Annotated in this window: 6 protein-coding genes; 5 read left to right on the top strand and 1 reads right to left on the bottom strand. The window is 52.5% G+C overall.

Features of this window, described 5'->3' with window-relative positions; translation table 11 throughout:
* A partial coding sequence (locus tag INT21_RS16810; RefSeq protein ID WP_193085495.1) for a TonB-dependent receptor domain-containing protein occupies positions 1–1,283 on the bottom strand: 1,283 nt, incomplete at its 3' end.
* Between the two features lie 191 nt (positions 1,284–1,474).
* Here INT21_RS16810 and INT21_RS16805 point away from each other — a divergent pair.
* The 5 genes from INT21_RS16805 to INT21_RS16785 all read left to right on the top strand — a co-directional run bounded on the left by INT21_RS16805 (position 1,475) and on the right by INT21_RS16785 (position 7,664).
* Positions 1,475–2,398 (top strand): LysR family transcriptional regulator, encoded by a 924-nt coding sequence (locus INT21_RS16805; RefSeq protein WP_193085494.1) that lies wholly within the window; start codon positions 1,475–1,477, stop codon positions 2,396–2,398.
* 69 nt (positions 2,399–2,467) lie between these two features.
* Entirely contained in the window at positions 2,468–3,343 is an 876-nt protein-coding gene (locus tag INT21_RS16800; protein ID WP_193085493.1) for an AEC family transporter, read from the top strand.
* Positions 3,344–3,485: 142 nt separating this feature from the next.
* A complete protein-coding gene (locus INT21_RS16795) occupies positions 3,486–4,673 on the top strand; it encodes a PQQ-dependent sugar dehydrogenase (RefSeq protein ID WP_446719053.1) in 1,188 nt (395 codons plus the stop codon).
* A gap of 133 nt (positions 4,674–4,806) precedes the next feature.
* Positions 4,807–6,252, top strand: a complete 1,446-nt coding sequence (locus INT21_RS16790; protein WP_089039599.1) for a sensor histidine kinase — start codon at positions 4,807–4,809, stop codon at positions 6,250–6,252.
* An 11-nt stretch (positions 6,253–6,263) separates the two neighbouring features.
* Positions 6,264–7,664: a sigma-54-dependent transcriptional regulator gene (locus INT21_RS16785; RefSeq protein WP_193085492.1), complete on the top strand. Its 1,401-nt coding sequence runs from the start codon at positions 6,264–6,266 to the stop codon at positions 7,662–7,664.
* Positions 7,665–7,820 lie beyond the last annotated feature (156 nt).

Raw genomic sequence — 7,820 nt, 5'->3', positions numbered from 1 at the left:
GCCCAGCTCAGGGGGCGAATTCCACACTTGGCGTCGAAGAGCCCTTTAAGGGTCCAGTCCGGTGTTGCATTCCAAACGCTGTACAGGCGCGGGCTGACGTGGCTGCCGAAGTTATCGTCGTCATCGACGCGTAAACCACCGGTCAACGCCCAGGTGTCGGTCAGCATCCACTCATCTTCTACAAACAGCGCTCGTTGGCTATTTTCGATTTCGGTCCGGTCAGATATTCGGTTGGTGGTGGTATCGTTCAGCGACTCCTCTTCGTAGCTCGCGCCAACAGTCACTAGGTGCATGCCTAGTGGGATCACTGCACTGGTCTTAGCGGTAGTATTGGTAATTTCAATATCGCGGGATTTGTTATCGCTACGCTCACGCTGTACAAAGGTCTCGCTGGTGCCCCAGTCAAAGCGGCCACTATGGGTAACCGCAACGTGAGTGTTGGTGTATTCGCCGATACTGTCGGTGCAACCACCTCGACACCCTTCAGCAGCACCAGACCGCCCTACCCGCGAGTAACGATCCTGTTCGGTAACGCCAGCTTCGGCGGTGAAGTCGTGATTATCGTTAGCGGCGAAGTTTAGCCGTGCGGTTAGACTTTGCAGGCTTTTCTCTTCGTAGCCGTTCAAAATATCATCTTCATCCCGCTCTGAGGCACGCCCATAAAGTTGCAGCCCTAACCGGTCACCCACTAACGGCCCGCTTAGGTAGAAATTCGCTTGGCGGCTGTCTCCCGAGTTGCTGTTTTCTTGTAGCACCGTGTCGAGCTGCACATTACCGTGCCACTTATCGGCCACCTTGCGAGTAATTACGTTGATCACCCCACCGATAGCGTCTGAGCCGTAGAGCGTCGACATTGGGCCACGCACTACTTCAATGCGTTCAATCGCTTGGAGTGGCGGGAGCCAGTCCTGCTCGAACCCAGCACTGCCATTCGGGCGTGATTCCCGGGAGTTTTGCGGACGTCCATCTACCAAAATTAAGGTGTACTGGGAGGGCATGCCACGAATTGAAATATCATTGCCACGGTCACCTGCGCCGCCACCGGTAACGATCACACCCGGCACGTCGCGCAGCGCGTCGGTGACATTTTGATAGTGTCCACGCTCAAGCTCTTCCCGAGAAATAACGCTAATAGAAGCAGGCGCACTGGAAATTTGCTGTTCAAACCCCGATGCGGTAACCACAACATCATCTAGTCGAGGTGTTTCTTGTGCCAACACGGCACTACTGGCCAATGAAGAGATGGCACCGGCCAATAGCGTGCGACGCAAACGAGAAGACATAGCAGGGTTCCTTTAATGTGAAAGAGCACTCGCAATCAAATACGAATCATTAACATTCGTATTTTTGCATAATTCTTACACAAAGAGGTCGCACAGTGCGTTCAGCCATCCGGAACACAAATGCCAATTATTTTCATTAACATCATTAAATGGCACAATAGCGTTTCAATTGTTGCCCAGTGGCCCCGACCATGTACGATTTTGATGAACTCGCCGCCTTTGCCGATGTGATGACTACCGGTAGCCTAACGCGCAGCGCACAAAAGCTAGGACTTGCTAAATCGACACTGAGTCGCCGCATTAGTCAGTTAGAAGCAAGATTGGGTCAGCCACTGCTCAGGCGGCAAGCCAATCGGCTGATTCCTACGGAAGCGGGTCTGCTATTTCATAACTACTGCACAGAACTGCTAGCGATGGCGGCACATAGCCAAGAAGCGCTGGCAGAACTGCGTGAGGAAATCAGCGGAAAAGTAACACTGGAAGTTCACGGGGCATTAGCACGAGGTTGGATGGCAGGCGTCGTTGATGCATTTTTAACCCGCTATCCCAAGGTGGAATTAACCCTCCACACGCGAGAATCTCCGCCCACTAAAATGCACAGTAACAGTGTGCACATCTGGCTAGGGGCAACCCACGAATGCGGTCTCAATCAGGAGCGCTTAGGGCACTTGACTCGCGGCCTTTATGCCAACCCCAGCTATCTTGCCAGCGCTGGTTACCCTCAGCACCCAAGCGAGCTAGAATCACACGCGTGGATTGATTTACTCGATAGCGCTTCTAGTGGCTTGCTGTTCCACCATGCTCATCACGACGACTTTCTGTTTAATGCGCCCCGTTCACGGCTGCGCGTTGATCTAACGGTGCTTCAAATTGATGCCATTGCTTATGGCCAAGGCATTGGGTTGCTGCCCCACTGGGTGGTTGAAAAACGCGAGCAGCATCATCCCGGTGATTTAGTCAGTTGCTTGCCCGGCTGGGAACCTGCCCCACTGCCAATCACCATGTTGTACGCTTACGGCCACCATTCGCGTCGGGTTAACGCGCTGCTCGATTTTTTACGCGAGCAAGTTCCGGCTGCCTGGCAAACCAACCACACCACCGCTAACGCTGAATAACCAATTCGCCTTGCCAGTTAGCGGCCTAATTAACGACAATGAGCCGCTAATCATCGTCAAGGAATGGTAATGCTCGCCGAACTTTTTGCCGTGATGGCGCCGGTACTCGCCGGTGCTGGGCTGGGATATCTATGGGTACGCTTAGGGCATCCCTACCCCGTCGATTTCATTACTCGTTTGGTGTTTAACATCGGCACACCCGCGCTGGTGCTTGCCTCACTTTCTGGGGCTAATATCGATGCCAATAGCTTTGGGCAGATGATGTTTGCCACGGCTATTGTGATACTTACCATGGGCGCGGCGAGCTTTGTGGTCGCCAAACTATTGCGCCGCAGTTGGCGCGTATTACTTGCCCCAATGATGTATCCCAACACCGGCAATATGGGACTACCCGTTGTTCTGTATGCCTTTGGCAGCGCAGGGTTTGCCTACGGTATTACAGTGATGGTGACGGTCTCACTCTTTCAGTTCACCTTAGGGGCTGTTCTCAATAGCAACGGAAGCCCGACTAAAACGCTGCTAAAAACGCCCACCGTCTATGCCATTTTAATCTCAATGGCGCTGCTGTTAACCGACACATCACTGCCCCCTTGGTTAGCCAATACGGTCGACTTAATGTCTGGTTTCACCGTACCACTTATGTTGATCACGCTCGGGGTTTCCCTAGCCAGCATCCAGGTAAAAAGCCTGCGTTCCGGCATCGGTTTTAGCCTAGTACGTATCCCCCTTGCCGCTGGGGCAGCGTGGCTAATTGCGGGTTGGGTTGGCCTGCCCCCTCTGGCACAAAGCATTCTGGTGCTACAAATGAGCATGCCTGTGGCAGTGTTTAACTACTTGTTCGCCCAGCGTGCCCAGCGCGAACCGGCCTATGTCGCCAGCCTCGTTTTTTGCTCTACGCTGCTTGCCCTAGTGTATTTACCGATACTGCTGGCATTTCTGATGTAGCGTTTTTGATATAGCGCTTTTGCTATAGCCCGCCAGATTTAGCCCGCCGGATATATGGCAACACAGGGAACCCCGCTCGCTTTAAGCAGTCACTGCTAGGCATAGAACATGATCATCGAAGGCCCCGACGACAGGAGTGAGCATGATGCGCCAACCTCAATCACAAGCACGCCAAGCAGTGTTAACGACGCCTTCTTATCGTTGGTTTCTAACAGCTCTTGGTGGGTTAATGTTGGCGGGCACTGTTAGCAATGCTCAAGCAGAAATGGTTCACGACGCGATCGAAACCGAGCAAATGACCTTGTCACTTGAACGTGTGGCGAGTGGCTTGAACAGCCCCTGGGCAGTGGCTTTTTTACCTGACGGGCGTTTTTTAGTCAGCGAACGCCGTGGTCAACTCACCCTGGTAGATCAGGCAGGTAACCAGCAAACGCTCGAAGGAATGCCCACGGTCAGCCACCAGGGGCAAGGTGGGCTTCTCGATATCACCTTGCACCCTTCCTTTGGTGACGGTGAACATGACTGGATTTATTTCACCTGGAGCAAACCAGACGGCAATAACAGTCGCTCAGCACTATCACGGGTTAAGTGGCAAGGGGATTCACTCGGTGAGATCGAGCACCTTTTTGAACAGGATCGCGCCTCGTCACCCGGCCGTCATTACGGCTCGCGTTTGGCTTGGCTAACAGACGGCACACTATTAATGAGTATTGGTGACCGCGGCGTTAACCCATCCCGTGCCCAGGCAAGCGACGACCACGCGGGGTCAACGCTGCGCTTAACGGATACGGGCAGTGTTCCTGACGATAACCCTTTCGTGGGCGCTGATAGCACCTTGGATGAAATTTACTCCACGGGCAATCGTAATATTCAAGGATTGACCGTACGCAGCAATGGAGAACCCTGGGCGACCGAACATGGCCCGCGCACAGGCGATGAGCTTAATCACATCAAAGCAGGCAGCAATTATGGCTGGCCAGAGGTTAGCCTGGGGAATGACTACCGGACTAATGAGCCGATTGGCGTCGAATCGAAGCCCAGCATGGTCGACTCGGTTTACCGCTTTGAAGGCCGTTTTGCGCCTTCGGGTCTTACCGAAGTCACCAGCAGTGCGTTTGGAGACTGGCAGGGGCAGCTATTAGCTGGCGGTTTAGCCAGCGAAACATTACTGCGTCTGCAGTTGGAAAACGGCAACGTGGTGGATGAAGAGGTTATTCTTGACGGCCACATTGGGCGCATTCGCGATGTGCGCCAAGGTCCCAACGACGCCATTTATTTGCTAACCGATAGTGGTCAGGGCAGCCTTTACCGTTTGCAGGTGGTTAATTAACCCACACTAACGTTATCTGAACCGCGACTCTTTATACTGCCTATTGATGCTGTCTATTTATTTATACTGTCTATCTATGCACGCTGCCAATGCTGTTCACTGCTGAACAGCCGGTACTCATCACGGATACCTGATGCGACTACGTAATTTAATTATTTTGACGGTCATCGTGCCACTGTTTGTCATTCTAGTGGTTTTTAGCCTAGTGGCTATCAAGTCGCTAGAAGATAACGTGCGCTCCAAGCTGCAAACCGAAGTTGAGATTATCACCCGTGCACTGGGCACATCACTGAGTTACGCCGTCACTCGTGATAGCGACACCCCACTAGGAGAAGCGTTGCAATCCGCTTTTTCCTTCCATCGTATCTATGGTGCTTATGTGTTCGACACCCAAGGCCGGGAAGTTTATGGCCTTGGTCTGGGCAAGGACCTGTTTTCGCCGGATGAAATTCAGCAGGTTATCAAACAAGATGATCTGTACAGCAATTACCGCCAGCAGGAAGGCTGGACGTACTACTCAGCATTGATTCCGCTGCGGGCGCAAAACGGCATGGTGAAAGGTGTTCTGCAAGTAAACCGACTTAACACCGGCATCGAAAACTACACGGGTTTTATCAGCATTGTGGCAGTTCTGGTGTTCGTGATCGGAGCGGCCGGTATTGTTTTTAGCATTTGGTGGGGCTTTAGGCACTATATAGAACGACCGCTCAACCGTCTTTTGCACGTGATGTTACTTGTGGAAGATGGCGACCGCAGCCAACGGGCTACGGTAGATGGTCCGACGGAATATCGCCGTTTAGCATCTGGCTTGAACGGCATGCTAGATGCCATGGCAGAAAAAGATCGCGATATTGATGCCCGTCGGCAGCGCGAAATCGAATTAGAAAAGCGCCTGCGCAAATCTAAAAAGCTGGCGGAGTTAGGCGTTTTGGCGGCCGGTGTCGCCCATGAAATTGGCGCGCCATTAACCGTCATCAATGGCCAAGCCCAGCGCTTAGCCCGCAGGGACACCATTGGCGATGACGAACGTGCACGATTAGGCCGTATCCGAGGCGAAGTCGAAAGAATTGTTCAAATTGTCCGCCAATTAATGGAGCTAGGCAGACAACATAACGTAGAGAAAGACACGCAAGCGTTGGATCAGCTTATTCTGAGTGCCAGTGAGCTCGTGGAAGAGGAGCTGGAGCCGCGAAATATTCACTTGGATATTGATCTTCCCTCCCCTACCCCCCATCTATTGGTCAATGGGCAGCAAATTGTGCAAGTACTCACCAATCTATTACGCAACGCAGCGCAAGCACCAGACGTTAGCTGTATACGCCTTAGCGCCAAGCAATACAGTGAAGAGTTAACGCTCTGGGTGGAAGATGACGGGCCGGGCATTCCAGCATCGCATCATCAGCAAGTATTTGATCCTTTCTTTACAACCAAACCGGTGGGCCAAGGCAGTGGCTTAGGGCTCTCCATGGTGCATCGCATTATTAACGACCACGGCGGGACGATTGGCGTATTTGATAGCGGCCTTGGCGGCGCTGGATTCGAGATTACGCTCCCCCTTAGTGAAACCGCATCCGCTTGAGGAAAACGTTTGTGACCCATCAGGAACACCTTTTACCTTTATTGGTAGTGGAAGATGACGCCGCTATACGTGAGTTATTAGAAGAAGAGCTCAACGACGCGGGCTATGACACGCTAGGCGTTCCCAGTGCCGAAGACGCCTTGGCGCTACTAAGCCATACAGCTGTGGCGATGATGATTACGGATGTACGTCTTCCAGGAATGACCGGCATTCAGCTACTTCAGCAACTGCGTCAAAGCGGCAGCGAGCTGGGCATTATTGTCATCACTGCCTTTGGCACCATTGACCAAGCCGTCGAGGCGCTAAAGCTGGGTGCCGACGACTTTCTAACTAAACCATTGGATTTAGATGCCATCCGCGAGGCAGTCTTTCGCGTCTTAGAGCGCCAGCGCTTGTCTCTCTCCCACGATACTGAGTTGAGCCAGTTTCACGGCATTGTCGGAAAAAGCTCAGCAATGCAGTCTCTGTTTCATGATGCATCTCGGCTGGCTAAAAGCGATGCGCCTATTTTGATTCTGGGCGAAAGCGGTACCGGTAAAGAACTATTAGCTCGCGCTATCCATCAAGAAAGCAAACGCCACGAAGCACCCTTTGTGCCTGTTAACTGTGCCAGCATTCCTGCCGATCTAATGGAAAGTGAGTTTTTTGGTCATGTAAAAGGGGCATTCACCGGGGCTAACGAAGCGCGCCGCGGTCTGTTTCATAGCGCTCAAGGCGGCAGCCTGTTTTTGGATGAGATTGGCGAAATGCCGGTTAATCTTCAAGCCAAACTGCTGCGCGCGCTACAAGAAAAGACGGTACGACCCGTTGGCGGCGAGCGTGAGGAGCCGGTAGATGTTCGCATCATTGCCGCAACCCATCGCAATCTTGAAAAAGAGATCGAACAAGAGAATTTTCGCAGTGACTTGTTCTATCGCCTTGAGACGTTCTCGCTGCGTATTCCTCCACTGCGTGAGCGTGGCACCGATATAGAGCATCTTGTGTTTGCATTAATCGACAAACACGCCGAAGCGCAAAGTAAGCAGATTGAACAAATCGAGCCCGAAGCGCTAAATAGCCTGTTGAACTACACCTACCCCGGCAACGTACGCGAGCTGGAAAACGCCATTATGCGAGCCGTAACGCTGAGCGAAGAAGGCATATTGCAGCACCAAGATTTGCCAGAGCGTTTACGCGAACAGGCTAGTCAACATAACGGCTCGGAAATAACGCCGACACTTACTGGTGAAGTGTTACCTGGCACTCAAGTGCCAGCACCTGCACCTACCCGCTGGCCCAGCCTCGAAGAAGTAGAAAAGCGCTACATACGCAAAGTGTTAGAGGCCACCGGCGGCAATAAACGGCGGACGGCTGAAGTGCTGGGTATTGCTCGACGAACGCTTTATCGTCGTTTGGAAGATAACGAGGAATAAATTAACGCAAATAGCCGGCCACTAACCAGTGAGACCGGCTATCTGTGTATATGCCGACAGGCTATGCACTACATGCAAAAAATGGGGCACACGTTGGATTAATGCCAGTCAGTTAAGGCTGACTGGCATTACCCCCTAGCCCCATATAGCAAAGCG

Source organism: Halomonas sp. 3F2F (assembly GCF_014897805.1).
Lineage (GTDB): Bacteria > Pseudomonadota > Gammaproteobacteria > Pseudomonadales > Halomonadaceae > Vreelandella.
Note: the sequence above shows the minus strand (reverse complement) of the source record. Positions and strands in the feature narration are given on the sequence as shown.